Annotated in this window: 24 protein-coding genes; 15 read left to right on the top strand and 9 right to left on the bottom strand. The window is 58.5% G+C overall.

Going from position 1 to position 24,442, the window contains the following annotated elements; translation table 11 throughout:
* The first annotated feature begins 29 nt into the window (after positions 1 to 29).
* Both RSF91_RS04610 and RSF91_RS04605 read left to right on the top strand, forming a co-directional pair.
* On the top strand, positions 30 to 1,085 hold the full coding sequence (locus RSF91_RS04610) for a pirin family protein (RefSeq protein WP_332567312.1): 1,056 nt from the start codon (positions 30 to 32) through the stop codon (positions 1,083 to 1,085).
* A gap of 104 nt (positions 1,086 to 1,189) precedes the next feature.
* Entirely contained in the window at positions 1,190 to 1,675 is a 486-nt protein-coding gene (locus tag RSF91_RS04605; protein WP_099740042.1) for an FKBP-type peptidyl-prolyl cis-trans isomerase, read from the top strand.
* A gap of 204 nt (positions 1,676 to 1,879) precedes the next feature.
* Here RSF91_RS04605 and RSF91_RS04600 read toward each other — a convergent pair whose 3' ends face one another.
* On the bottom strand, positions 1,880 to 2,797 hold the full coding sequence (locus tag RSF91_RS04600; RefSeq protein ID WP_332567311.1) for a phosphoribosylaminoimidazolesuccinocarboxamide synthase: 918 nt from the start codon (positions 2,795 to 2,797) through the stop codon (positions 1,880 to 1,882).
* Positions 2,798 to 3,241: 444 nt separating this feature from the next.
* Here RSF91_RS04600 and hpf point away from each other — a divergent pair, with 444 nt between their 5' ends.
* The 3 genes from hpf to hprK all read left to right on the top strand — a co-directional run bounded on the left by hpf (position 3,242) and on the right by hprK (position 5,228).
* Positions 3,242 to 3,601, top strand: a complete 360-nt coding sequence (hpf, locus tag RSF91_RS04595; RefSeq protein ID WP_332567310.1) for a ribosome hibernation-promoting factor, HPF/YfiA family — start codon at positions 3,242 to 3,244, stop codon at positions 3,599 to 3,601.
* Between the two features lie 156 nt (positions 3,602 to 3,757).
* Positions 3,758 to 4,231 carry a PTS sugar transporter subunit IIA gene (locus tag RSF91_RS04590; protein ID WP_099739260.1) on the top strand — a complete coding sequence of 158 codons (474 nt, stop codon included), beginning with the start codon at positions 3,758 to 3,760 and terminating at the stop codon, positions 4,229 to 4,231.
* 37 nt (positions 4,232 to 4,268) lie between these two features.
* Positions 4,269 to 5,228 (top strand): HPr(Ser) kinase/phosphatase, encoded by a 960-nt coding sequence (hprK, locus tag RSF91_RS04585; protein WP_099739258.1) that lies wholly within the window; start codon positions 4,269 to 4,271, stop codon positions 5,226 to 5,228.
* Positions 5,229 to 5,403: 175 nt separating this feature from the next.
* Here the strand turns inward: hprK and fur are convergent, their stop codons facing one another.
* Complete coding sequence (gene fur, locus RSF91_RS04580) at positions 5,404 to 5,829, bottom strand: ferric iron uptake transcriptional regulator (protein WP_332567309.1); 426 nt, start codon at positions 5,827 to 5,829, stop codon at positions 5,404 to 5,406.
* Positions 5,830 to 5,975: 146 nt separating this feature from the next.
* On the opposite strand from fur, the gene RSF91_RS04575 reads away from it, so the two are divergent.
* From RSF91_RS04575 to RSF91_RS04555, 5 genes are all read left to right on the top strand, one after another.
* A complete protein-coding gene (locus RSF91_RS04575) occupies positions 5,976 to 6,521 on the top strand; it encodes an outer membrane protein assembly factor BamE (protein WP_332567308.1) in 546 nt (181 codons plus the stop codon).
* Between the two features lie 109 nt (positions 6,522 to 6,630).
* Positions 6,631 to 7,464: a 4-hydroxy-tetrahydrodipicolinate reductase gene (dapB, locus tag RSF91_RS04570; RefSeq protein ID WP_332567307.1), complete on the top strand. Its 834-nt coding sequence runs from the start codon at positions 6,631 to 6,633 to the stop codon at positions 7,462 to 7,464.
* Positions 7,465 to 7,524: 60 nt separating this feature from the next.
* Positions 7,525 to 8,187, top strand: a complete 663-nt coding sequence (locus RSF91_RS04565) for a MotA/TolQ/ExbB proton channel family protein (protein ID WP_332567306.1) — start codon at positions 7,525 to 7,527, stop codon at positions 8,185 to 8,187.
* Between the two features lie 11 nt (positions 8,188 to 8,198).
* A complete protein-coding gene (locus tag RSF91_RS04560) occupies positions 8,199 to 8,642 on the top strand; it encodes an ExbD/TolR family protein (RefSeq protein WP_332567305.1) in 444 nt (147 codons plus the stop codon).
* Positions 8,643 to 8,921: 279 nt separating this feature from the next.
* Positions 8,922 to 9,299: an HPF/RaiA family ribosome-associated protein gene (locus RSF91_RS04555; protein ID WP_332567304.1), complete on the top strand. Its 378-nt coding sequence runs from the start codon at positions 8,922 to 8,924 to the stop codon at positions 9,297 to 9,299.
* 125 nt (positions 9,300 to 9,424) lie between these two features.
* Here RSF91_RS04555 and RSF91_RS04550 read toward each other — a convergent pair whose 3' ends face one another.
* Positions 9,425 to 10,825, bottom strand: a complete 1,401-nt coding sequence (locus RSF91_RS04550; RefSeq protein WP_332567303.1) for an aspartate ammonia-lyase — start codon at positions 10,823 to 10,825, stop codon at positions 9,425 to 9,427.
* 305 nt (positions 10,826 to 11,130) lie between these two features.
* Positions 11,131 to 12,063: a pirin family protein gene (locus RSF91_RS04545; RefSeq protein ID WP_332567302.1), complete on the bottom strand. Its 933-nt coding sequence runs from the start codon at positions 12,061 to 12,063 to the stop codon at positions 11,131 to 11,133.
* Between the two features lie 233 nt (positions 12,064 to 12,296).
* Here RSF91_RS04545 and RSF91_RS04540 point away from each other — a divergent pair, with 233 nt between their 5' ends.
* On the top strand, positions 12,297 to 12,578 hold the full coding sequence (locus RSF91_RS04540; RefSeq protein WP_332567301.1) for a hypothetical protein: 282 nt from the start codon (positions 12,297 to 12,299) through the stop codon (positions 12,576 to 12,578).
* Between the two features lie 71 nt (positions 12,579 to 12,649).
* Here RSF91_RS04540 and RSF91_RS04535 read toward each other — a convergent pair whose 3' ends face one another.
* From RSF91_RS04535 to tkt, 5 genes are all read right to left on the bottom strand, one after another.
* Positions 12,650 to 13,066: an OsmC family protein gene (locus RSF91_RS04535; RefSeq protein ID WP_332567300.1), complete on the bottom strand. Its 417-nt coding sequence runs from the start codon at positions 13,064 to 13,066 to the stop codon at positions 12,650 to 12,652.
* Positions 13,067 to 13,248: 182 nt separating this feature from the next.
* Entirely contained in the window at positions 13,249 to 14,349 is a 1,101-nt protein-coding gene (locus tag RSF91_RS04530) for a hypothetical protein (protein ID WP_332567299.1), read from the bottom strand.
* Positions 14,324 to 16,408, bottom strand: a complete 2,085-nt coding sequence (locus RSF91_RS04525; protein WP_332567298.1) for a hypothetical protein — start codon at positions 16,406 to 16,408, stop codon at positions 14,324 to 14,326. Before RSF91_RS04525 ends, RSF91_RS04530 begins: the two co-directional genes overlap by 26 nt.
* Positions 16,409 to 16,623: 215 nt before the next feature.
* Positions 16,624 to 17,622 carry a type I glyceraldehyde-3-phosphate dehydrogenase gene (gene gap / locus RSF91_RS04520; RefSeq protein ID WP_332567297.1) on the bottom strand — a complete coding sequence of 333 codons (999 nt, stop codon included), beginning with the start codon at positions 17,620 to 17,622 and terminating at the stop codon, positions 16,624 to 16,626.
* A gap of 149 nt (positions 17,623 to 17,771) precedes the next feature.
* The gene (gene tkt / locus RSF91_RS04515) at positions 17,772 to 19,817 is read right to left on the bottom strand and encodes a transketolase (RefSeq protein WP_169106340.1); all 2,046 of its coding nucleotides are present in this window, start codon (positions 19,815 to 19,817) and stop codon (positions 17,772 to 17,774) included.
* A 199-nt stretch (positions 19,818 to 20,016) separates the two neighbouring features.
* Here tkt and RSF91_RS04510 point away from each other — a divergent pair, with 199 nt between their 5' ends.
* The 4 genes from RSF91_RS04510 to RSF91_RS04495 all read left to right on the top strand — a co-directional run bounded on the left by RSF91_RS04510 (position 20,017) and on the right by RSF91_RS04495 (position 23,952).
* Complete coding sequence (locus tag RSF91_RS04510; protein ID WP_332567296.1) at positions 20,017 to 20,739, top strand: nucleotidyltransferase family protein; 723 nt, start codon at positions 20,017 to 20,019, stop codon at positions 20,737 to 20,739.
* Positions 20,740 to 20,892: 153 nt separating this feature from the next.
* Positions 20,893 to 21,729 carry a sulfite exporter TauE/SafE family protein gene (locus RSF91_RS04505; protein ID WP_332567295.1) on the top strand — a complete coding sequence of 279 codons (837 nt, stop codon included), beginning with the start codon at positions 20,893 to 20,895 and terminating at the stop codon, positions 21,727 to 21,729.
* Between the two features lie 40 nt (positions 21,730 to 21,769).
* A complete protein-coding gene (locus tag RSF91_RS04500; protein ID WP_332567294.1) occupies positions 21,770 to 23,152 on the top strand; it encodes an aminopeptidase P N-terminal domain-containing protein in 1,383 nt (460 codons plus the stop codon).
* 20 nt (positions 23,153 to 23,172) lie between these two features.
* The gene (locus RSF91_RS04495) at positions 23,173 to 23,952 is read left to right on the top strand and encodes an abortive infection protein (RefSeq protein ID WP_332567293.1); all 780 of its coding nucleotides are present in this window, start codon (positions 23,173 to 23,175) and stop codon (positions 23,950 to 23,952) included.
* The last annotated feature ends 490 nt before the right edge of the window (positions 23,953 to 24,442 follow it).

The following is a 24,442-nucleotide window of genomic DNA, read 5'->3' as shown; positions in this document are numbered from 1 at the left end:
ATGGCAGCGGCCCTCAAGAGGAGAATTCCATGACCACGAATCGCAAAACCATTCTCGAAAGCGCTCCACTCGGCCCACGCTGGCCCTGCCTGGATCCTTTCCTGTTCTGCGCTCACCACGATGACACCTACCCTGCCAGCAACGGCAAGATGGGTGTGCAGGCCGTGGAGTTGGAGGGCCGCGAGATGGGCAGCGATTTCAGCGCCAAGGACGGCTTTTCCATGTACCACGGCGAGCCGATTCCCGGCTTCCCCGGTCACCCGCACCGTGGCTTTGAGACCGTGACGCTGGTGCGCAAGGGCCGTATTGACCATGCCGATTCGCTGGGCGCGGCAGCGCGCTTTGGCGGCGGTGATGTGCAGTGGCTGACGGCCGGCAAGGGCATTCAGCACTCTGAGATGTTCCCGCTGCTCAACAGCGACAAGCCCAACCCGCTGGAGCTGTTCCAGATCTGGCTGAACCTGCCTGCCAAGAACAAGATGGTGGAGCCGCACTTCACCATGTTCTGGAACGAGCAGATTCCGCGCGTGACCTTCAGCGATGCTGCAGGCAAGAAGACCAAAGTGACCGTGGTGGCTGGCGTGCTGGAAGGCGTGGACAAGACCTTGCCGCCTCCTCCAGAGTCCTGGGCTTCGGAGGCTGGCAGCGATGTCGCCATCTGGACGCTGGAGCTGGAGCCCGGTGCCCGCTGGACCATGCCCAAGGCCGCTGGGGCTGAAACCCACCGCATGCTCTACTTCTTTATGGGCAAGAGCCTGTCTGTGGGCGGCGAAGCCGTGAAGCAGCACCTGGCCATGCACATCGATGCGCAAAGCGACGTTGAGCTGGTCAACACCGGCGACGACGTGGTGGAGCTGGTACTGCTGCAGGGCAAGCCCATTGGCGAGACCGTGTCGCAGTACGGCCCCTTCGTGATGAACACGCAGGAAGAGATCATGCAGGCTATGCAGGACTACCGCCGTACCCAGTTCGGCGGCTGGCCCTGGAAGGACAACGACCCGGTGCATGGCGCTGAGAATCGTCGTTTTGCCCGCTACCCCGGTGCCGCCGAGGATGATCTGCCGCCTGTAGTGGCAACTGCCTGAAAACGCGCCCCCTGCGGCGGTTGTTTAAACGCTGCCACAATGTGCGCCTGACCGCCACGACCTTTGCGGGCCGTGGCGGCTTTGTTTTGACCGAACGCCAAGCCATGAACATCACCAAAGACACTGCTGTCACCATCAACTACAAGATTCACGAGCTGCTCGCGGGCGGCGTGGCCGTCAAACTGCTGGACAAGGGCGATGTCGCCTTCCTGCACGGTGGCTATGACAATATCTTCGCCAAGGTCGAAGCCGCTCTGGACGGCAAGCAAAAGGGCGATACCGTGACGGTGGATCTGGCCGTGGAAGACGCCTTTGGCGCCCGCGACGAGAGCCTGCTGCGCACCATCCCCAAGGGCGAGTTCCCTGCGGGCGTGAAGGTCGGCGGCCAGCTGCGCGGTGCCAACGATCAGGGCGAGCCCCAGATCTACAACGTCGTGAAGATCAAAGGCCCTGTGGTGCAGCTGGACGGCAACCACCCTCTGGCTGGTGTGGCACTGCGCTTTACCGCCGTGGTCAACGAAGTGCGCGCTGCGACGCCCGAAGAAATTGCCCACAAGCACGTACACGGCGGCCACGGCCACCACCATTAATTAGTTCGCCGCAGTGGCGCTGATACGTCGTTGCAGCCGTTTGCCGTGGCGCTGCCACTGTCTGCACGTCTCAGCACTGGATAGCTGCTGATTTGTAGTGTTTCAGGGCCTTAGCCCAGGTACAACAGGCGTTGGCAGCTATCAAAAAAGAATGGCCCCCGGATTTTTGTCCGGGGGCCATTCTTTATTCAGCGCTTAGTTTGCTCAGGCAGTCAGGCGTTCCAGCGCTTCGCGGTACTTGGCAGCGGTCTTGTCGATCACTTCCTTGGGCAGGCGGGGCGATGGAGCCTTCTTGTCCCATGGCTTGCCGTTGACCTGAGCCTGTTCCAGCCAGTCACGCACGAACTGCTTGTCGTAGCTGGGAGGGTTGGCACCAGCGGCCAGTGCGTCGGCATAGCCTTCCACGGGCCAGTAGCGCGAGCTGTCGGGGGTCAGCACTTCGTCCATCAGCACCAGCTCGCCCTCTTCGGTCAGGCCGAATTCGAACTTGGTGTCGGCAATGATCATGCCCTTGGTCAGAGCGATCTCGGCTGCTTCCTTGTAGATGCGGATGGCCGTGTCGCGGATCTGGGCGGCCAGTTGCTCGCCCACCATTTCCACGGTGCGCTCGTAGGTGATGTTTTCGTCGTGGTCACCCATCTCGGCCTTGGCGGCGGGGGTGTAGATGGGCTCGGGCAGCTTGGCGGCATTGGTCAGGCCTGCGGGCAGCTTCACGCCGCACACAGCTTGCGACTCCTGGTATTCCTTCCAGCCGCTGCCGGCCAGGTAGCCACGCACCACGGCTTCGATCAGCACGGGCTTCAGGCGCTTGACCAGCATGGAGCGGCCTTCGACCTGCTTGACTTCCTCGGGCTTGACCACGGACTCAGGCGATTCACCTGTCAGGTGGTTGGGGCAGATATGGCCCAGCTTGTCGAACCAGAACAGCGCCATCTGCGTCAGCAGCACGCCCTTGCCTGGAATGGGCTCGCCCATGATCACGTCAAAAGCGGACAGACGGTCGGACGCCACCATCAGGATGCGGTCATCGCCCACGGCGTAGTTGTCGCGGACCTTGCCACGTGCGAGCAATGGCAGCGAGGCAATGTTGGAAGTGTGCAGGGCAGAAGGCTGGGTGGTCATGGTCGAGATAGAAGGCTGTCAGGCAATTCAGGCGAGCAGTCGGTCAGCAGGCGCCTGAAGCCACAGGGGGCTGCCAGCGTCGCAGGCTCGATAAGCGGCTGCGTAAAACGCGATTTTACTGGCGCGGGCAGGCGTTTGGACGGTCACGGTCTTTGAGTGGGCAGGTATGCCGCGATACAAGCCTTGGAGACATGAAAAAGTGCCCCTCTCATGCAGCGCAAAGCCACTCATTGTGTAGCCAAAACAGCATGTCATCAAACTGCCATACAAGGCCCCAGATGAGACTGCGCTATCAGCGTTTTTTCTTTGCCTTTGGCCGAGGCCGGGCGCATAGTGGATTCACAGGCAAAGACGAATGCGCATTCAGAACTGCAAGGCTGCGGCACAGCCATCAAGGGCTGCGAGACCGCTGAGATTTCACTGAGAGCTAAGGAGTGTTTTGTTATGAATCTGACGATTAGCGGCCATCACCTGGAGGTCACTCCCTCGCTGCGTAGTTATGTCATGGCCAAGCTGGAGCGCATTCTTCGGCACTTCGATCAAGTGGTTGACGTGAAGGTTCTTCTCACCGTTCACAAGCAAAAGGAAAAAGACAAACGCCAGCGCGCCGGCTGCACGGTGCGGGTGAAAGGGCAAGATTTGTTTGTAGAAACGCAGCACTTCGACCTCTACGCCGCAGTGGATGCTCTGGCAGACAAACTTGACCGTGTCGTCATGCGCTATAAAACGCGTCTGCAGGGGCCTCGTTCGGGGGCCAAACGTCTGGATTCGGATGGCATGCAGTTGGCGGAGGTGTCAGTTTGATGAAAGCTTGGCGCAAACCCAGCGTTTGCGCCAATTTGTTGCATGGCTGTCGCCTTGTTACAACGCTAAACACTCCGCCCTATGGGGCGGTTTTTGATAGTGATCAGGGTTTCCCCACGGTTTCCAGCGCTGCGGTGCATAATTGTTGATCACACCATGAATCGCCTAGCTTCTATCCTTCCACCCGCTCAAGTGCTTGTGAGCGTTGATGTCACCAGCAAGAAACGCGCTTTCGAGGAAGCGGGTTTACTCTTTGAGAGCTTGCATGGTCTGTCTCGTGCCTTGATCACCGATAGCCTGTTCGCTCGCGAACGTCTGGGCTCTACGGGACTGGGGCACGGAGTTGCCATTCCGCACGGTCGCATCAAGGGCCTGACGGCTCCCATGGCAGCCGTGTTTCAGCTGGCTAGCCCTATTGGCTTTGATGCACCCGATGAGCAGCCTGTTGGCCTGCTGATCTTTTTGCTGGTGCCCGAAGCTGCGACGCAAAAGCATCTCGAAATCCTTTCCGAGATTGCTGAGCTGCTCAGCGACAGCCAATTGCGCGAGCGTCTGAAATCCTCCTCGGATGCACAGCTACTGCACAGCATGATCGACAGCTGGCAGTCTTCTGTTGCCTCTCAGGCCTGAGGCTTGCCCCCTTCTTTTTGACTGACAGGGCCTTGCCATGAGACCCAGCGCCATCAGTGCGGACGTACTGTTCGAGGCATTTCGCAACTCCAGCCTGCGCTGGCAATGGGTGGCGGGCCTCGGTGCCTCTGAACGCCGCTTTGATGAGATGGCCGTGCGTTCGGCCCGCTCTGGCGCAGACCTGGTGGGTTACCTCAACTACATCCACCCCTACCGTCTGCAGGTGCTGGGTGAGCGTGAAATCGCTTACCTGACCAATGCCACCTCGCAGGATTGCCTGCGCCGCATTGCGCGAATCGTGACACTGGAGCCGCCTGTGCTGGTGCTGGCCGATGGTCAGGAAGCGCCCGACGAGTTGATTTCCACATGCGAGCGTTCGCATATCCCCCTGTTTTCGACCAAAGAGCAGTCGGCCTTCGTCATCGATGTGCTGCGCGCCTACCTGTCCAAGCACTTTGCCGACCGCATCACCATGCACGGCGTGTTCATGGACATTCTGGGTATGGGTGTGCTGATTACTGGTGAATCTGGTCTTGGCAAGAGTGAACTGGGGCTGGAGCTGGTCACACGTGGCAACGGCTTGGTGGCCGATGATGCGGTGGATCTGTACCGTATCAACCAGACCACGGTCGAAGGCAAGTGTCCCGAGCTACTGCAGAACCTGCTGGAAGTGCGCGGCATTGGCTTGCTGGATATTCGCTCTATCTTTGGCGAGACTGCGGTGCGCCGCAAGATGCGCCTCAAGCTCATCGTGCATCTGGTGCGCAAGGAAACCATGGAGCGCGAGTACGAGCGCCTGCCGGCCGAGCCACTGACCCAGGATGTGCTGGGCGTACCCATCCGCAAGGTGGTGATTCAGGTGGTGGCCGGTCGAAATATCGCCGTACTGGTGGAAGCTGCGGTGCGCAACGCCATCTTGCAGCTGCGCGGCATTGATACCTATCAGGAGTTTGTGCTCCGCCACCGCCGGGCCATGGAAAAAGGCGAGTCGTTCTAAGGGCCGCTACACGACCCAGTCAACCGAAGGTTTACGGTTGAGACGAGGCTTCGCTACGTGTATCCAGGGCGGTGCTCGCGGGTCTAACCAGTGAGTCTCGGCATGGAGAAATGCGAAGCAAATGTAAAAAGGGCAAGGCATTTACATGCCCTGCCCTTTGTAGATGAGTCGCGGTTTACTTGGTTGCGCGGGTGGCGCATGCGGCGCACTGGCCGTACAGAGCCATGGAGTGATCCTGAATCACCCAGCCCTTTTCCTTGGCGATCAGGTTCTGGCGCTTTTCGATTTCGGCGTCGTAGAACTCTTCGACCTTGCCGCAGCTGGTGCAGACGAAGTGGTCATGGTGCTGACCTTCGTCGAGTTCATAAATGGCCTTGCCGCTTTCGAAATTGCTGCGAATCAGAATGCCGGCTTGCTCAAACTGAGTCAGGACGCGGTAGACGGTAGCCAAGCCGATGTCCGAGCGCTCATCCAGCAGTACGCGGAACACATCTTCAGCCGTCATGTGGCGCTGAGCGCCCTTCTGGAAGATTTCCAGAATCTTCAGTCGCGGCAAAGTGGCTTTGAGGCCCGTGCTTTTGAGTTCATCAATATTTTTCATGTGTCTATCTCTTGGTGGACTACGGGCACATGGAAGGCTGGAATCACGCGTTTGCAGAGAAGCTTTACACGCAGATAAAGGGAATCCTCAAGTGTCTCCGGGCCTGCCGCTACAATGAACCTGATCATATCCCTATGCCATTACCCATGCATGTTCAAGCCCGTAGCCGCGCAGCTCTGACCCTGACGCTGGCAATCGCAGCGGCACTGGCCGGCTGCAACAGTATCGATGGTGCCGCTCACCGCGTCGCCAATGTCATCACGCCTTACAAAATTGATGTGGTTCAGGGCAATTTCGTGTCCAAGGAACAGGTCGAGGCTCTGCAGCCCGGCATGAGTCGCCAGCAGATCCGCGACATCCTGGGGACACCGCTGGTGACCAGCGTATTCCACGGTGATCGCTGGGAATATGTGTTCACCATCAAGCGCCCCGGTGTGGAGTCGCAGATTCGCAAGCTCACTGTCTACTTCAATGGCGACAGCTTTGCGCGCGCCGAAGGTGACGAGATGCCTTCCGAATCCGAGTTTGTGGCCAGCCTCAAGGGTATGAAGGGCACACCCAAGATTCCTCCGCTGGAAGCAAGCGAAGCGCAGCTGGCCAAGTTCCCAGCGCGTAACAACGCGGAAGCAGAGCAGGCTGCCGCCAATCTGCCGCCAGCCGCTACCAGCTACCCTCCGCTGGAATCGCGTTAAGTACGAAAACATGCTGATCCCCGCTTGCAGTAAGCGGTTGATGCTCTCTTTTTTATGACGGCATGGATTGAAACCCTGCCGTTTGTTTATTTGACCGAGTGATAGCGCCATGACCGCAGCCACCTCCAATACCTCCACCCGTCAGCGCGTTGCCGTGGCTGGTGCCTCTGGCCGCATGGGCCAGATGCTCATCGAAGCCATTCTGAACAGCAGCGACTGCGTGCTGGCCGCTGCGCTGGACCGTGCAGACAGCCCTTCCATCGGCACCGATCCTTCCGCCTTTCTGGGTAAGCCCAGCGGCCTGAAGATTGAAAGCGATGTGCGTTCAGCGCTGGCCAAGGCCGATTGCCTGATCGATTTCACCCGCCCTGAAGGCACGATGGAGCATCTGGCCGTGGCGGCTGATCTGGGCGTGGGTGTGGTGATTGGTACCACTGGCTTCAGCGATGAACAGAAGGCGCAGATCGCCGAGTTTGCGAAGAAGACTTCCCTCGTACTGTCGGCCAATATGAGCGCGGGTGTGAACGTCACCTTCAAGTTGCTGGAAATGGCAGCCAAGGCGCTGAAGGAAGGTGGCTACGACATCGAAATCGTCGAAGCTCACCACAAGCACAAGGTCGATGCACCTTCGGGCACGGCGCTGAAGATGGGCGAAGTGATTGCTGAAGCCCAAGGCACCAATCTGGCTGACCGCGCCGTGTACGAGCGCTTTGGCCACACCGGTGAGCGCAAGGCTGACAGCATCGGCTTTGCCACCGTGCGCGGCGGCGATATTGTGGGCGACCACACCGTACTGTTTGCCGGTACGGGCGAGCGCATCGAGATCTCGCACAAGTCCAGCAGCCGCGCCGGTTACGCCAACGGCAGTCTGCGCGCCGTGGCCTATCTGGCCGACAAGAAGATCGGCCAGTACGATATGTACGATGTGCTGAAACTGCGCTGATAACGCGGATTGCAAAGGGGCCATGATGGCCCCTTGCTGTTTTTGGGAGCGAGGTGATTGATGTCTGCAGGAATGTGGCAATGGCTTGCCGAAGGCGATACCGTCACTTGGGGCACGGCAGCGGTGATGCTGCTGATGTCCGTGCTCAGCTGGGTGGTCATCCTCTACAAACTCTGGTTCATGGCCACTGCGCGCCGCAACGTGCCTCAGGCGGTGGATGCGTTCTGGCAGATGCCTGATCTGGCGCAGGCGCAGGCCAAGGTCAAACAGCTGGACGGGCAAGGTCTGGTGCAGCCCATGGCGGATGCTGTGGCGCAGGCCGACAGCGCAGCGGCTTATGGATCGCTGGCCCAGCACGCGGCGCAAGGCCAGCGTTTGATGCGCAGCCTGCGCACTGCACTGGGCGCGGCTGCCAGCCAGCTGCAATGGGGGCAGACTTTGCTGGCCACGATTGGAGCCACTGCTCCTTTCGTGGGGCTGCTGGGCACCGTCTGGGGCATTCACCATGCGCTGGGGACGCTGGCTGGCAGCGGTCAGGTCGATATTGCCCAGCTCGCAGGTCCGGTGGGTGAGGCTCTGGTCATGACTGCCGCAGGCTTGGCCGTGGCGCTGCCCGCCGTGCTGGCTTACAACCTGCTGGGCCGATCAGCTAGTCAGCTGGAAGCAGTTCTTGAAGGTTTTGCCCATGATCTGCACGCCCAGTTTGGGGTGGATGCTTCATAAAAGGTAGCGCCATGGCATTTGGTCGCATGAGTACACGCCAGGGCGCGGATGCGCCCATTAACACCATCAACGTTACCCCGCTGGTCGATGTGATGCTGGTACTGGTGGTGATCTTTATTCTGGCCGCCCCTATGCTGGCCGCCAGCTTGCGCGTGCAACTGCCCAAGGCGCAGGCCGCCACCCAGCAGGCACCCGCAGCGCAGGGCGATGCGCTGGTGGTGGAAGTCAGCCCGCAGGGCGAAATCTGGATTCAAGGCGCTGTGGCTGACGATGATGCGGTGCAGCAGCAGTTGCAGCAACTGGGGCAGCGCAACCCGCAGGCCGAGGTGCAATTGCGCGCCGACACCAGCGTGCCTTATGGCCGCGTGGTGCAGGTCATGGGCTGGGCGCATGCGGCAGGACTGACGCGTATCGGCTTTGTGACAGAGCCTGAGCCAAAGGCTGGCAGTAACTGACGACTGCGCTCGTAAAAGCCTTTACTTTTTGCAAATTGCCGGTCAGCAATTCTTGCTTTGGCGCAAGGCCAGCGCTCATAGACACTGCCCTTGTTGCTATCTCTTTCAAATCGCCTCCAGCCCGCATCCACAATGGATAAAGCCCCTGACCATCGCTGGCGTAACAAGCCCTGATGTGCAGAACAAGGTTCTGGCGTTACGATGGTTTCGCCTGCCTTTATGGCGCCCCGACAAATTTCGCCGCAGTGGTTGCGGCATTTGGTGACTAGGAGGATTTGCATGCAAGTACAGGTTCATGCCGACGATTCCATCCAGGGTGGAGAGTCTCTGGCTCAATGGGCTCAGGAGGAGATCAATACCAAGCTGGCCCGCCTGAAAGAGTATGTGGTGCGTGTGGAGGTCTTTCTCACAGGCGTAGATGCCCTCAAAAGCACGGGCGGCCCAGGCAAGCGTTGTGTGCTCGAAACCCGAGCGACAGGCAGGCCTCCCATCGCCGTGAATGCAGAGGCAGAAAAGGTCAAGGACGCTTTCAGTTCCGCCATTGAAAAACTCAAGCGCGCGGTGGAAACCGATCTGGACAAGGTGAAGGACAAAAACCTGCGCGATAGCGTCCGTGGCGTAGATGATCTCAGCGACGAGAACGCATCTGTGGCATAAATTTTGAAGGTTTTTCGGCCTCCAGTCCTTTAAATACAGGCGCTGACAGCTACTAAAACCATATCAAATAAAAAAGGGCATGTTCATCAAGAACATGCCCTTTTCCGTTGCGTTGGACTCGGCAATCAGGCCGCGGTCAGTGCACCGGCTTGAGTCAGCTTGTCGGCGACCAGCAGCTTCTTCATCTCGGCCTGGCTCATGATGCCCAGTTCTTCCGCCACTTCGGCAATTTGCTTGCCGCTAGCGATGGCGGTCTTGGCAATCTTGGCGGCTTTTTCGTAGCCGATCAGCGGGTTCAGCGCCGTCACCAGCGTCACCGATTCGGCAATGCGGGCATCCAGCAGCACTTCGTTGGCCACAATGCCTTCCACGCAGTTCACTTGCAGTGTCTTGCAGGCATTGCACAGGTGGCTCAGGCTCTTGTGCAGTGCCCAGCCCATCAGGGGCTCAAAGGCGTTGAGCTGAAGCTGACCCGCTTCCACGGCCATGGTGATGGCGGCGTCGTTGCCGATCACTTCAAAGCAGACCTGGTTCATCACTTCGGGGATCACGGGGTTGACCTTGCCGGGCATGATGGACGAGCCCGCTTGGCGCGCGGGCAGCTTGATATCGCCCACGCCAGCTTGCGGGCCGGAAGACAGCAGGCGCAAGTCATTGCTGATCTTGGACAGCTTGACAGCCACGCGCTTCAAGATGCCAGAGATGTCGGCAAATGCACCGGTATCTCCAGTGGCTGCAATCAGGTTGCTGGCCTTGACGACAGGCACGCCCGAGATTTCGGCCAGCGCCTTGGTTACAGAGTCAGCGTAGCCCACAGGCGCATTGATGCCGGTGCCAATGGCGGTGCCGCCCATGTTCACTTCGCACATCAGGTAGGCGGATTCACGCAGACGCTTCTCATCGTCAGCGATCATGGCGGCAAATGCTGCGAACTCCTGACCCAGAGTCATCGGCACGGCGTCTTGTAGTTGTGTGCGGCCGATTTTCAGGATGCTGGCGAATTCAGTGGCTTTGCCTTCAAAAGCACCACGCAACTCAGCCAGGGCGATCAACAGCTTCTGAATGCCAGCATAGGTGGCGAGCTTGACGGCGGTGGGGTAGGCGTCGTTGGTGCTTTGCGAGGCGTTGACGTGATCGTTCGGGTGAATCACGTCGTAGCTGCCCTTTGGCAATCCCAGGTGCTCAAGGGCACGATTGGCGATCACCTCATTGGCGTTCATATTCGTGGATGTGCCAGCGCCGCCTTGAATGACGTCGACCACAAACTGGTCGTGCAGCTGACCGGCGATCAGATCGTCGCAGGCCTTGGCGATGGCATGGGTCTGGGTCTCATTAATCGCGCCCATTTGCAGATTGGCTTGGGCGGCGGCCTTTTTGACAAAGGCAAACGCGCGGATCAATTCGGGCATGAGTGCCACGGTGTGACCAGTGATGGGGAAGTTCTCCACTGCGCGTGCGGAATGAACACCCCAGTACGCGTCGGGAGGAATAGTTTTGATGCCGATGAAGTCGTGTTCTTGACGCATGGATGTGCTTTCTTGCTTCCAGATTTGAGTATTCACACGCGCAGCAAAAGCCGGTCGTGGTAACGCCCCGGACGAAAAAACGGAAGTCGCATTTCGAGGCCAGGGCGTTGGCTGGATTATGAAAGCAAGATATGCATGAGTACAAACGTTTCATGCATAACGTTTGTGCGGCAAAGTCTGTGATGCATTGAATTCGTTTAAAAGAATCCAAAAACAATTAAGAGCATTAAAAATGCTCTTAATTGTTGAGTTTGAAATTTCAATTCGCACCAATTTGGTGCGAATTGAAGCAGCGCTGGCGGGCCTTATTTCGATGCGCGCAGGTTCACACCTTCCAGCGAAGGCGAGTGCAGAGACTTCAGGGCAGAGGCCACAGGCTTGCCAAAACGGCGTGGCTGGCCGTTGATGATGTCATCCGCGCTGGCGGCTTCGGCTTCCCATTGGGTCTGGGCTTCTTTCATTTCTTCGGTGGTGCGAGCCACAAAGTTCCACCACAGCAAGATGGCCTCATCCATGGGTTCGCCACCGATGATGATCAGGCGGCTGCCAGGCGAGCATTCCAGGTTCACGGACTTGGTGCCTGCGGGCAGATAGATCAGGTCTTCAGACGGCAGGATTTCGCCTTCCACGCGCACTTCGCCGGACATGCTCATCACCGCATGCTCAAAGTCTTCGCGCAGCAGCATGCTGGCGCGTGCGGGGCTGGCAGTGCCAGAGGCCAGCAGGTCCACGCCCATCAGGGGCGAGTGGACTTCTGCAGGGGCCGTCAGGCCCAGCGCTTCACCGGCCAGCACGGTCACCGCAAAGTCGCCAATTTGAGTCTTTGGCAGATCGGGGTAGTGCTGAAAGCGAGGAGGGATGTTGCGGTGGCTGTCGGGAAGGGCAATCCAAAGCTGGGCCGCGTGCACGCCCAGCGACTGGCTTTCCTCAGAGTGGGCAATGCCACGGCCCGCCGTCATCAAATTGACCTGACCGGGGCGAATAATCTGTTCGGATCCCAGGCTGTCGCGGTGCAGAACTTCACCTTCAATCATCCAGGTGAAGGTTTGCAAGCCGATATGGGGGTGGGGGCCGACCTGCATGCCGGGTGGTGGTGGCTCTGCAGGACCTGCGTGATCGAGAAAGCACCATGCACCCACTTTGCGCAGCGCGGCTTGAGGAATGGCGCGGTGGATGGGGATGCCGCCAACATCGGCAATGCGGGTGGGAAAACGTTGTAAGTTCTTTGATTCACTCATGACAAATCCTGACGGCAAAGGGTCTCGAGTGTCATGCAAACAAGGCTTTCACGCAATCAGACGGCAGAATGAACTAACGCCTTGCACGCAGTTACACCACCGTGACTACTCAGCCCATCGGCTGACAGCGACTCAGCCTTGAGTCGACTACTTTGAAGGCGTAGGCCGCTAGCAGTGGCTTTCATGTGCGCCATCTGTGCGCAGCGACCTAACAACGGCAGGAGGAATAGACCATGAGCGAACAACACACCCCAGGTAATCAGATCTCTGCGATTGAAGTGCAGCAGTACCCGGAGCACTTTGCGGCTCGCGTGACAGGCAAGGTCGAGCACCGCGTGGGAGATGGGCCATCCGAGCTGATTCCCCAAGGTATCGAGATGAAGGTTGATACGGCTATTGCCAGCTATGTGCTGTCCTGGGTGGACCCTGAGGACCAGCAGCCTGAAACCGCTTCCTTGGCCAAACGTGAGTTTGAGTACTATGTGGAAGTGGGCGCGCTGGAAGTGATGGTGTAATCAGGTTACACGCGCCAGCCCGCCTGACAGTAAAAAGGTAAAAAGCCCTGCAATCGCTTGCAGGGCTTTTTTCATGCCTGAGTGGCTTCTGCCAGAGCTGTAGGGATGCTCATACTGCCTTCCAGTAGCTTGTGTACAGGGCAGGCATTGGCAATCTGCAGCAGGCGCTGGCGCTGCTCATCATCCAGCTCGCCATGCAGGGTGATGTTGCGCGTGATCTGGTTGCCGTCAGCGGGCTTGCCTTCGGGGTTGAGCTGCAGGTTCACGTCAATCTGCGTCAGCGGCCATTGCTTGCGGCCCGCGTACATCTGCAGGGTGATGGCTGTGCAGGCGCCCAGTGCGGAGAGCATGAGTTGCAGCGGATTAGGGGCAGAGTCGGTGCCACCGAGCGCTACAGGCTCATCGGCCCACCACGTGTGGCCTTGCACATCAGTGAGAGAGATGCGATAAGGAATGCTCCCGCTTTGGGCGTGAATGCTGTGAGCCATTTGTTGTGTCTCCATCAAAAGGCATCACTTTACGTGCTGCATGCGTTGTCTGCCCCTGGGTGGGATGTATCAACGCATACATGCACTTTTTTCGCCCCTGGATCTGTCTTTTGGATACCTACCAGGGGGGCTTCACAAGAAGGCTACTTCATAGTGAATCGCTGTTAAGTATCGGCCAGTTGCTACCAAACCACTTTCGCTAGGAGCTGCCCTAACCTGGGCTTGCCATTGCCTGCAAAAGTGACGCCTAAGCCAACACCGCTGCCATTCGCACTGAGCCAGGAAACATCCAAAGAGAGGTTCTGGAACTGCATCGTGGTAGCTCTGGCATACAAGGGTCCATAGCTGTATTGATAGGCGAGCCAAGGAGTGACTCGATCACTCACGGAGTACAGGCCTAGCTGCCATTGGCTCCAATTGCTATTGCTCAAGGCAATCTGCGTTTGGACCGGCAGGCGCTCATTACTTTTCCTGTGTCCATACTCCCCAGTCATGGAAAAACTGTTGTGGCGCTTGATCTCAATTTCGCCATTCACAGCCTTGACGTTATAGAGACGGTCGCTGTAGTGGACGGAGGAGAAGCGCAGTTGGCTCAATAGGTTGTTGGCACTGAAGTCGACGCGCCATGGGCCGCGGGTATAGGCTCCGGCTATGTCGAGGCCCCAACCCCAGCCATGGTCTTCCTTTTCATTGACCAGAAAGCCAAAGCGACGAGTGCCCACTCGGTTAAGAGTTCCTTGCACATTCGCATCTTGCCCTGCTACTAAAAGTGTGCCTCTCGACTTGGCTGACTGATAGTCTTCAATGGTGAAAACATGAGGCTTCAAGTGCAGCTGGAGATTGTCTCCCCATTGCATCTTTTTCCCCAGTGTCACTTGTCTGGATTGCAACATTTGCAAGCTGCCGTTCAGCGAATAGATGCCGCTCTGAGGAATAGAAAATTTGTTGCTGTCTTTGGCCAGAGCCGCCAAGTGCAACACATTTTCGCTGCCGACATAGTAGCCCTTGTACTTGGCGGCAACCTCCAGCTCCAGCCCTCCAATTTCAGCGGTAGCACCTGCCGACGCATGAAGTGATGCAGCGACCGTCTTCGCGGCCGGGCTGAGACTTTTATCCAGCCAATGCTCTTTGTAAGCCAGCCCCGAGCTGGACTTGTGATCCATGCTGACAGAAAACTCATGTGCCATGGCTGCGGGCATTGCGGTGAGTAGCAAAAAAAAGGCCAGCAGCCGCTGGCCTTTCATTTCGCATACTCGATCAGTAGAACGAGTATTCTTTGCCATTCACCTGCACTCCGGAACCTGTGATCTCTCCCACCTTCTCGCCGTTGTGCAAGATGTCGCCACGCTTGGTGGCAGCATTCACGCTGGCGGTGTAACGACTGTCCGCAGACTGAATCTGGATGGTGTCTGTACACAAGCGGTGCAGGGCGTCTGCGTTGAAGCAGTAAGTACCCGTTGTCTTATTCGCGGTAGCCGAGAAGTTGACAGCGTTGTTGCCTGCTCCAGCATTGATCCGAGCATTGACGGCATTTGCGGCAATGCGGCTAATGTTCAAGCCGACAACGTCGCCGTCATTGATTTTGAGGCTGCTTTCGACGCTATATGCATCAAAACCCGAGCCTGTGTAGGCTGTCGGCAGATAGCTGCCATTCAGGCTCAGGCTTGCTGTGGCGCTGGAACTATCCTTGACTACGGCGTTCAGCTGAGCCTTGAGGCTTTCAATGGAGGCGACATTGCGCTGGGTTCCAGGCAGCATTTTGGTCTTTCCATTAACACTCAGTTTGCCGGTGAACGTGTCTCCATAGCTGGAGGAGACTGTTGCACCACCGCTTATTGCCCAAGTGCGGGGATCGGGAGTCTTATCGATACGGCTGGCAGACAGCGCCATGTTTTCGAGCGTGAGCGTTGCCTTTGTTCCAGCGCTATACGCTGAATATGTGCCGTTCAGCTTGGTTGCAACAGCTTCCGAGATCTGTACCCAATCAGTTGAGCCAGCAGTTGGCGGAGCAATGCCACTGACATCCAGGCTCAGGTCAGTTTCTGAGGTGACGACGTCATTGACTTTAATGCTCCCCTTGTAACTGATCGTGCCACTTCCGTTTGCGTAGGTGGATTTGGCAGTAACGGAGATGGTTTGAGTCTGCTGTGGGCCGATGGGCCAGTTACTGAAAAATTTGACGCTGCCATCGTTTTGCGGTGTCCAGCCAGAACCAGGTCTGCATTGGAAGCCAGTGCTGCCAATGGAGCAAGAACTATCCAAGGCGCTGATGCCATCTAGAACAGAGGTGGCAGCGTCATTGGAGAAATTCGCATAGCGCTGATTCAGCGTATCTTCTGCGCCGCGAATGGTTTTCTCGACGCTCAGAAAAGCCTCGCGCAGGTTATCCAGGAAAGTTTCGAAATCTTTGCTGCCGCCAGGGGTCGCATTGATATTGGAGATCAGGTCAAGGATGGCTTGCTTGTCTACGGGCTGAGCCAGTGACTGCAGTGGGCTTTCTTGCTTGCTGTTGAGCTCTGCGGCGGCGGCATACTGAGCCACGATGTAGTCAGCAAACGCTTCAGGGTTTGAAATGACGGCAGTGCCTTGCGGAGTTAATTCAATCGCATTTGCAGCCAGAGTGCGCAGGCTTTCCAGTTGGCAATCAATGGCCGAGGCTCCACTGGCGCTCTGGCAAGATTGCGCAGCTTGCATGAAGCCGGACAAGGCAACCATCAGATGAGTGCTCGCGGCAGTTGCTGCGCTTGCACCATCCAGATTGGTGGGTTGCGCTTCAAAGGGGTTGGCTTTGTTGTTCACCAGTGCGCTGGCCAGTGCCATTGCGGCATTGATGGATGCGGATGTCCATTTTCCATCATTGTTTTTGGCCCAGCCTTCAGCGGCGGCAACAGCGGCATCAGTAAATGGATTCACGCTGGAAGTGATCGTGCCAGAGGACGCATCTTTGACAAAACTGCGCAGCTTCAGTCCTGGGGTGACTGCTACAGCCTTGTATTTGCCATTCTCAACTTGAGTCTCATCCAGCATGGTGGTGCCATCAATGGCAGTCACCACCACCAGCAGGCTTGATGTAGTGGCGGGAATGTTCAAAGTGAACTTGCCATTGGCATCGGTCTTGCCCTTAGCCAAAGCAGTGGCAGCCGGACCTGTAGCCTCTAAAGCGAACACTTCAACTTGTGCGTTGGCAAGCAGGCCCTTGGCAGCTACGCCGTTCACTTGAACCGTTTTGCTTGTTTCACTGCCATTGCCAGCGCTATTCCCGCTGCCTCCTCCGCCGCCGCAAGCGATCAGTGCTGCGCAAGCAAGAGTTGATAAAGTGAATTTAATAAATTTACCAGACATGTAACAAATGAATGAAACTAAAAGTTACATGATATCTGGTCGTTATATTTTTTATATGGATAATTAAGGATTTATATATTTAAATGCGAAGTGAGTAATCGCAAATAAAATAATAAACAAAAAAGCCAGCATGGCGTCCCATACTGGCTTTTTGATAGCTACTAGCGCTTATCCAATAAGCGCTAGAGGCATGTTTAGCTTGTAATCAGTGGAGATTACTTGGCCACCACGCGCACCATTTCCAGGCACTTGTTGGAGTAGCCCCACTCGTTGTCGTACCAGGACACGACCTTCACGAAAGTCTTGTCCAGGGCGATACCGGCTTCGGCGTCAAACACGGAAGTGCAGGTTTCACCGCGGAAGTCAGTCGCAACGACCTTGTCTTCGGTGTAGCCCAGCACGCCCTTCAGAGCGCCTTGGGACTGGGCCTTCATTTCGGCGCAGATTTCTTCGTAAGTGGCTTCGCTGTTCAGTTCCACGGTCAGGTCGACCACGGACACGTCAGACGTAGGCACGCGGAAGGACATGCCGGTCAGCTTCTTGTTCAGCTCAGGAATCACCACGCCCACGGCCTTGGCGGCGCCAGTGCTGGAAGGAATGATGTTTTCCAGAATGCCACGGCCGCCGCGCCAGTCCTTGTTCGAAGGACCGTCCACGGTCTTTTGTGTGGCGGTGGCAGCGTGCACGGTGGTCATCAGGCCGCGCTTGATGCCCCACTTGTCGTTCAGCACCTTGGCCACGGGAGCCAGGCAGTTGGTGGTGCACGAAGCGTTGGAGATGATGGCTTCGCCCTTGTAGGTCGCGTGGTTCACGCCGAACACGAACATGGGGGTGTCGTCCTTGGAAGGAGCCGACAGAATCACCTTCTTGGCGCCAGCATCGATGTGCTTCTGGCCGGTTTCCTTGGTCAGGAACAGGCCGGTGGATTCGATCACGATGTCGGCGCCGACTTCGTTCCACTTCAGAGCTGCGGGGTCGCGCTCTTGTGTCAGGCGGATCTTCTTGCCGTTGACGACCAGGGTGTTGCCTTCAACCGAAACTTCGCCGTCAAAACGACCGTGCACGCTGTCGTACTTGAGCATGTAAGCCAGGTAGTCGGGCTCCAGCAGGTCGTTGATGCCGACGATTTCGATGTCGGAGAAGTTTTGCACTGCGGAACGCAGCACGTTACGGCCGATGCGGCCAAAACCGTTGATGCCTACCTTGATCGTCATAGTTGCCTCTAGATGGTTGGATAGTGAAAAAACAAAAACTGGGGCAGATTGTGCCCGGACTGGCGGGATGGGCGCCTCGTCCGGATGGCTGATGAGTACAAAAGCACCCACTTCAGCCAGAAAAAAGGGGCGCGAGGCCCCTTTTGCGCTTACTTGGCAGCGTTTTGCAGAGCGACCTGCACGGTGTCAGCCACGTTTTTAGGCGTGAAGCCGAAGTGCTCGAACAGCACGGGTGCAGGAGCGGACTCACCGTAGGTGTCGATACCGACCACAGCGGCGCAGCCGTACTTCCACCAGAAGTCGGTCACGCCCATTTCCACGGCGATGCGGGGCAGGCCGGCGGGCAGCACGGCCTTTTTGTACTTCACATCTTGCTTGTCGAAGGTGGTGGTGCTAGGCATGGAGACCACGCGCACAGCGATCTTGCGCTCGGCCAGCAGCTTTTGGGCAGCCAGAGCCAGTTGCACTTCGGAGCCGGTGGCGATGATGACGGCCTGGGCCTTCTTCTTGAAACCGATGTCCTTGGGCTCGCTCAGCACGTAGGCGCCGCAGGCAATATTGTCCAGCGCGTCTTCGCTCTTGGGCGAGTAAGCCAGGTTCTGACGGCTCAGCAGCATGGCTGTGGGCTTGTTCTTCTGGCTCAGTGCCACGGTCCAGGCGACAGCGGTTTCTGTGGTGTCAGCGGGGCGCCACACATCCAGACCGGGGATCAGGCGCAGGGATGCTGCGTGCTCGATGGACTGGTGGGTGGGGCCGTCTTCGCCCAGACCGATGGAGTCGTGGGTGAAGACGTGGATGACGCGTTGCTTCATCAGCGCGGCCATGCGGATGGCGTTGCGGCTGTAATCGGCAAAGGTCAGGAAGGTGCCGCCGTAAGGGATGTAGCCGCCGTGCAGCGCCACACCGTTCATGATGGCGGCCATGCCGAACTCGCGCACACCGTAGTTGATGTGGCGGCCGATCTGGCCTTCTTCGGTCTTGACCACGGCACCCTTGTCATCCACGCGGAAAGCGGGAGTGGACTTGGTGTTTGTGAGGTTGGAGCCTGTCAGGTCAGCAGAGCCGCCCAGCAGTTCTGGCAGAGCGGCGGTCAGGCCTTCCAGAGCCAGCTGACTGGCCTTGCGGCTGGCGACGGTGGCACCGGCGTCATGCGCGTCGGAAGCGATCTTGGCTGCGATTTCACCGAAGTTCTCGGGCAGATTGCCCGCCATGCGGCGTGTGAAGTTGGCAGCTTGCTCGGGGAAGGCGGCCGTGTAGGCAGCGAACTTCTTGTCCCATGCGGCTTCGATCTTGGCGCCCTGGTCCTTGGCGTTCCAGTCAGCATAGACCTCGGCAGGGATTTCGAAAGGTGCAGCAGTCCAGCCCAGCGCAGCGCGGGTTAGAGCGATTTCTTCAGCACCCAGAGGCTCGCCGTGAGCCTTGGCCGTGTCTTGACGGTTGGGCGAGCCCTTGCCGATGTGGGTCTTGCAGCAGATAAGCGTGGGCTTGTCGGCGCTCTTCTTGGCGGCGGCAATGGCGGCGTCCACGGCATCCACGTTGTGGCCGTCGACATCGCGAATCACGTTCCAGCCGTAGGCTTCAAAACGAGCGGGTGTGTTATCGCCGAACCAAGGAGTGACCTTGCCGTCGATGGAGATGCCGTTATCGTCCCACAGGGCGATCAGCTTGTTCAGCTTCCAGGCGCCAGCCAGAGCAGCGGCTTCGTGCGAGATGCCTTCCATCAGGCAGCCGTCGCCCATGAACACGAAGGTGTGGTGATCCACGATTTCGTGCTTGGGCTGGTTGAACTCGGCAGCCAGCAGCTTTTCAGCCAGTGCAAAGCCCACGGCATTGGTGATGCCCTGACCCAGAGGGCCGGTGGTGGTTTCCACGCCGGGAGTCACGCCCACTTCGGGGTGACCAGCGGTCTTGCTGTGCAGCTTGCGGAAGTTCTTCAGCTCGTCGATCGACAGGTCGTAGCCGCTCAGGTGCAGCAGACCGTAGATCAGCATGGAGCCGTGACCGTTGGACAGGATGAAGCGGTCGCGGTTGGCCCAGTGAGGGTTCACGGGGTTGTGCTGCAAGTGGCGGCTCCACAGGGCAACGGCCATATCGGCCATGCCCATGGGGGCGCCGGGGTGGCCGGAGTTGGCTTGTTGAACGGCATCCATTGCGAGTGCGCGGATCGCATTCGCCATTTGTTGAGTGTTGGCCATCAGGGCGCTCCAAAAGGAGGGTGTAATTCTGCTAAGCCCATCATTTTAATGGAGGGTGAGTTTTCGCAGGCGGCGTACGGGTCAATGCTCTACAGTGCTATTCAGAAAACGGGCAGTAGCCTTGTTGAAAAGTCCGTCTGAAAACTGATTGCGCATGACTGCAAAAACCACTGCTTCTCCCTTTGTTCAACCCCCTGTAATGCTCTTGGCCGCAGGCCGTGGCGAGCGCATGCGGCCGCTGACCGATGCCACGCCAAAGCCCTTGCTTCAAGTGCAGGGCGTGCCACTGCTGCAGCACCACATGCAGTCGTTGGTGGCCGCAGGCGTGTCGCGCGCCGTCATCAACACTGGCTGGCTGGGTGATCAAATTCCTGCCCACTTTGGTAGTCAATTTGTGCTGCAAGGCAATGGGGATGAGCGCAAGCTGCTATCGCTTGTCTACTCCGCCGAGCCTGAAAAAGCCTATGAAACCGCAGGCGGCATCAGCCGCGCGTTGCCGCAGTTAGGCGATGTTTTCTGGCTGGCCGCAGGCGATGTGCATGCGCCAGACTTCACTTTTGCGGCCGATGCCGCGCAGGCTTTTGCGCAAAGCAATGAACTGGCCCACCTGTGGCTGGTGCCCAACCCCGAGCACAACTTGCGTGGTGACTTTGGCTTGAGTGAAGACGGCAAGGCACTCGACCTGCCCGCAGATGACGCCAGTCCGCGCTACACCTACAGCACCATCGCGCTACTGAAAGCAGAGCTGTTTGCGCAGCCCTGGTTTGAGGTGCAGCCCGGAAACCCTGAAGGCCTGCGCGCGCCGCTGGCCCCGCTGCTGCGCCGCGCCATGGCGGATGGTCGTGTGGGCGCATCGCTCTACACTGGCCGCTGGGTGGATGTGGGTACGCCCGAGAGACTGGCGCAGCTCAACCAGGGCTGAGCTGCGGACTTGCACTTTGATTAGGTCGGGGCTTTATCCATTTCGGCCTCTGCAGTCTTGAGCGGGGTGAAATGGCTCAGATGGTTGTCATCGCAAGCATCTGCTAAGCTCAGCGCCCTTTTCTGGCGCCTGTGGTCGCCATGGTCTAAGTGCATGCAAATCGTTTTTTTCATGGCCCTGGTGGGCCTGGCCTCGCTCTGCCAGAACCTCACGGGTTTTGCGTTCGGGCTGATCTTTGTGGGTGTGGCCGGCGCCACCGGCCTGATGAATATTGCCGATGCGGCCAATGTGGCCTGTCTGCTGTCCATCATCAATGGCGCGAGCTATATGCGCGCCTACCGTTTTGAGGCGGACTGGACGCTGCTTAAACCCATGCTCATCAGCAGCGTGCTGGGTGTGATTGGTGGCGTGCTGTTGCTGCACTGGCTCAGCGGCAATACGCTGAACGGCTTGCGCATGTTGCTGGGCGTGGTGATCGTGCTTTGCGCGCTCTTGCTGCTGATGCAGAAAAAAGCGCTGGACAAGCCTTCTGGCCCGGTTGCACTGTGGTTTGCGGGCATCTCATCGGGTTTGCTGGGCGGCCTCTTCGCCACGCCCGGCCCGCCCATGGTCTATCACCTCTACCGCCAGCCGCTTGATCGCATGCTGGTGCGCCATTGCCTGTTTGCCATGTTCGTCACCTGTTCGCTGTTGCGCGCCGCCATGGTGGCGGTGGAAGGGCAGCTGAACTGGGGCGCGATGGGCTGGACGGCGCTGGCCTTCCCCGTGGTGACGGGTGTGACCTGGTGGAGCGCCAAGCGCCCACCCGCGCTGCCCAAAAAGCTGGTGGAATGGCTGGTGTGCGGCCTGCTGATTCTGTCGGGCGGCAGCCTGCTGTGGTCGGGCTGGAAAGCCAGCCAGCCCGAGGCGGTGGTGCCCGACGATTCAACCGCATCACTGACGCACACAGAGCACTGTTTTGATGCGCAATTACTGACGCTCTCAGCGTGAAGCTGATGTGCAACAGGCCGCGCGGCAGTACGATATGCCAATGACTTCTGTTTATGCTCAACGCCGCGAACGCTTGGCCGCCCAGTTGGGCGCTGGCGGTGTCGCCATCATTCCCACGGCCCCAGAGCTGCACCGCAACCGCGATACCGAATATCTGTATCGCCACGACAGCTACTTTTACTACCTCACCGGCTTCAGCGAGCCCAACGCCTGTCTGGTGTTGACCAGCGACGGAAAAAGCGTGCTGTTCTGCCAGCCCAAGGACCTGGAGCGCGAGGTCTGGACGGGCTACCGTCTCGGCCCCGAAGCGGCCAAGGCAAAGCTGGCTGTGGATCAGGCTTTCTCCAGCGATGAAATCAACGCACGCCTGCCACGCCTGCTTGAAAACCGCGAGCGCGTCTGGTTCCCGTTTGCCACCCACAAGGGGCTGGCTGAACAGATTGAAGGCTGGCTGGGTCAGGTGCGTGGCCGCTCGCGTTTTGGCGTGCTGTGCCCCACTCAGCAGGGCGATGCCTGTGCGCTGATCGACGAGATGCGACTGATCAAAGACGCGCACGAGCTGGACATCATGCGCCGTGCCAGCGAGATCAGCGCCCGTGCCCATGTGCGCGCCATGCAGCGCTCTGCCCGCATGATTCGCAATGGCGAAGAGGTGCGTGAATACCATCTGGATGCTGAACTCCTGCACGAATTCCGCCAACATGGCTCGCAATACGTGGCCTACGGCTCCATCGTGGCAGCCGGTGCCAACGCCTGCGTGCTGCACTATCAGGCCGACAAAGCCCCCGTGCGACCCGGCGAGCTGGTGCTGATTGATGCGGGCTGCGAGCTCGATGGTTACGCTAGCGACATCACCCGCACATTCCCGGCCGATGGCAAATTCACCGGCCCGCAGCGCGCGCTGTATGAATTGGTGCATGCCAGCCAGGAGGCGGCCGTGGCCGTCACCAAGGCCGGCAACCGCTTCACTGACCCGCACGATGCCACTGTGGCCGTGCTGGCACAGGGCATGCTGGACCTGGGTCTGCTGGACAAGCGCAAGTACGGCACGGCGCAGGATGTGATCGAGTCGCGCGCTTACTTTCAGTTCTATATGCACCGCACTGGCCACTGGCTGGGCATGGATGTGCATGACTGCGGCAGTTATGTGGAGCCCACGGAGCTGGATGTGGTCAGCGAGCGCAAGGACCCCATCTCGGGCGAAACCATTGCCAACCGCCCCAGCCGCATTCTGCGTCCCGGCATGGTGACCACCATCGAGCCCGGCATCTATGTGCGTCCGGCTGCGGGCGTGCCTGAGCAGTTCCACAACATCGGCATTCGCATTGAAGACGATGCCATCGTCACCGAAATCGGCTGCGAGCTCATTACGCGCGGCGTGCCCGTCAAGGCGGATGAAATTGAAGCGCTGATGCGTGGCTAATTTGCGCGATTGAAAGCACCATGTCCTTGACCTCCCATCGCCTCACCCGCCCTGTTGCGACCCAGCCCTTGCCCGCTGCGCGCATGGGGCTGGCGCTGTGGGTCATGGGCATGCCCGGTGCGATTGCTGTGGCCCACACGGCACCGCCCGCCTGGCTGGTGACTCTGGCAGATGGTGCGTCTGCAGAGACTCTGGGCTGGATCGCGGCACTGGGCTTGGGCATCATGCTGGCGCTGGCCATATGGCTGGGGCTGAAACTGGGCCCGCAAGTGGGCTTGAGTACGCCGCTGATCCATGCCGCCGTAGAGGGGCGCACACCTTGGCGCGGCATGCGTGTGCTGAGCCTGCCGGGCGTGGCTGGAGGCGTAATCGGCGCTGCCTGGCTGGTGACGCTGGCGGTGGTCTGGCCCGAAAGCATGTCGTTTGTCGACCCGGTCTACGGTCTGCCGCTGCTGCCCAAGCTTCTTTATGGCGGCTTTACTGAAGAGCTGTTGCTGCGCTTTGGCATGTTGTCGCTGGTCATGTGGCTGATGTGGAAGGCCTTTGGTAGCCCAAAACACCGCCCCGGCTGGTTGCTTGGCTGGTCGGCCATTGCCATTGCCGCTCTGCTGTCGGCAGGCATTCCGGTGTACCTGGGCTGGACGGTGACGGGCACCATGTCTGCTGCCGTCGTGGCGCAACTTCTGGTCTGTGAAATCGTCTACGGCCTGCTGGCCGGCGTCATGTTCTGGCGCTACGGCCTGGAGTCAGCCATGCTGACCCATCTGGTGACTTATCTGCTCTCTCACGGGCTAATTTAGAGTCGCGAAAACCACCCTTGATACGTCGTTATTTCGCCTTGTCGTACGTTTGTACTGCCTGCGGCTTCATGCCTCGTCTCAACCGCAAATCTGCAATTTGCTGGGTGGTGTTCGCGCCTCTTGGCGCGCTGCCATCACGGCCTGATGCGGCGTGCTTTGCCGCTTTCGGCGCATCCGCCCGCTTCTGCATTTGAACCCGCCGGGCAAAACTGTTTCGACGCGGTCGTTGATGCGCTGCACAACGCAGGACTGCTTCCGCCAGAAACTCCCTCTTGCACTTCTAAAACAGTAGCTGCAAGCGCTTGAAATACCTAGGTTTCAGCGCATATTTGATCTTATTCAATTCAGGGGCGAGCGCAAGCAGCTACTATTTTTGTGCAGCTGTGCTCGAAAGGTCATGTGTTACAGCACCTTTGATGATGCATTCATGTAACTGCATTCATGCAAGAATTGAAACCCGATTACATTCCATCGCGAGAGAGACATTTCA

The sequence above is a fragment of the Comamonas sp. genome, assembly GCF_036643215.1.
In the GTDB taxonomy this organism is placed as follows: Bacteria; Pseudomonadota; Gammaproteobacteria; order Burkholderiales; family Burkholderiaceae_C; genus Comamonas.
This window is presented reverse-complemented; position numbering and strand designations above follow the sequence as displayed.